This is a genomic window from Xenorhabdus griffiniae (genome assembly GCF_001028135.1).
In the GTDB taxonomy this organism is placed as follows: Bacteria; Pseudomonadota; Gammaproteobacteria; order Enterobacterales; family Enterobacteriaceae; genus Xenorhabdus; species Xenorhabdus bakwenae.
The window spans coordinates 1-1,396 of record NZ_LDNM01000158.1; the positions used below are offsets into that span (position 1 = coordinate 1).

Genomic DNA, 1,396 nt, shown 5'->3' on the forward strand with positions numbered 1-1,396 from the left:
TGCCAATTGAGCTTGTTATCCTCATTGCCTATCTCTGAACACCCAACATAATAGAGAGGAATAGCATCTCCCGTTTTGTTCGAGGGAGTTTTTAGCGTCACAGGAGCATATTTCACATCAAGCGTGACTGCTTTTGCTTTCCGTCCTCCGACGGAAGAAGCCCGAACAGGTGTAGCTAACAGGGCGGCATCAACACAACGATGGTGCTTGCGGCGTTCGGTAATGAAACTGGCAATGATGATTTGCGCCGTACTGCCTTTGTCCTGATAGTCGATTTTCATTGAAACATCCCCTTAGCTGCCAGCGTGTCGCCCATGTCATTGATCATGCTTTGCCATATCTCACGCCCGTAGCCCGTCAGGTAGCCATTGACTACGCATTTTTCCATTAGATGAATGGCTATTACTTCCCATGCCGGGTAATTCTGCTGTAGGGCTTCCAGTGCGTAACTATCCACCAGTTCGCGAATACCTTTTACCCCATCGACAATAGCGACATTGATTTCTGTTTTGCCGACCTGCATCGTGAAGTGATCACCGCCGTTACGGGTCGTTACATCGTGATAGATAGCGGCTGCGTAGGTGTTCGCCAGTGCGTTGAGGCGAAAATTTTTCGTTATCATCTGAGCCTCCCGTTAATGAATGGCTGGCATAGTGTCAAACTTGCCAGCCTCTACCGCTTTGATTAATTCATCGTGCAGGATGGAAAGCCCCTCGCGTCCTTTCTCAGATAACCGGTTGCCGATCTCTGGCGGCATATTGATAAAATCCATGTACATTCTGACCGCCATATCCGCGCCTTCTTCGCTACCGAACTGCTCAAAGGCGACCCCCTCAACATGGGTTGCTAACATCATGCGCTCTGCTAATGGGTATACTGTGATTGCCGCTGTACCATTAACGTAGATGGCTGCGGTATCAGTGCCTCCCTTACCGTTATCAACTTCACGAGTGCCATTTCTGTCTATTTGCTCTTGCACAAATAAGGCTGACACAAACCACCGCCACAACATTAAACTCTGTTCATTAGTTGGCTCATAAAAGCCCGCTTTCCAGCCATGAGAGATAGCCAGTACCAAATCAAAACCTAACAATAAGTCACGGTCATACTGACCCGCGTCCAACGCCTTTAACGCTTCCGCATAACTGATGATTTCGCTGTTTGCTGCCTCAGTGATGACAATGACGCCATACTTGCCGTAATCAAATGCTGTTTCAGTGTGTTGCTTGCTCATTATTTGCCCTCCGGTGTATAAATGGCTTTGTCGTGGTGGTATTCACCGTTCCATGATTTCTTCATGGGAAGTTCGCCTTTCATGTACAGGGCATACAGGCGGTGACAACCTTTCTCCAGTAACACGGCGGTACGGGTGATAAAGGCGTCCTTTCCGCGAGGG

The 1,396-nt window shown here is 48.6% G+C and carries 2 protein-coding genes and 2 pseudogenes; all 4 read right to left on the reverse strand.

Annotated features, from left to right (window positions below):
* A pseudogene (locus AAY47_RS21895) lies at positions 1-149 on the reverse strand (IS4 family transposase); the annotation flags it as partial.
* A gap of 128 nt (positions 150-277) precedes the next feature.
* Positions 278-622 carry a prophage protein gene (locus AAY47_RS19105; protein WP_047771923.1) on the reverse strand — a complete coding sequence of 115 codons (345 nt, stop codon included), beginning with the start codon at positions 620-622 and terminating at the stop codon, positions 278-280.
* Between the two features lie 12 nt (positions 623-634).
* A complete protein-coding gene (locus AAY47_RS19110; protein ID WP_053014360.1) occupies positions 635-1,234 on the reverse strand; it encodes a hypothetical protein in 600 nt (199 codons plus the stop codon).
* Positions 1,234-1,396, reverse strand: a pseudogene (locus AAY47_RS21900) (ORF6N domain-containing protein); the annotation flags it as partial. The pseudogene AAY47_RS21900 and the gene AAY47_RS19110, both read right to left, overlap by 1 nt.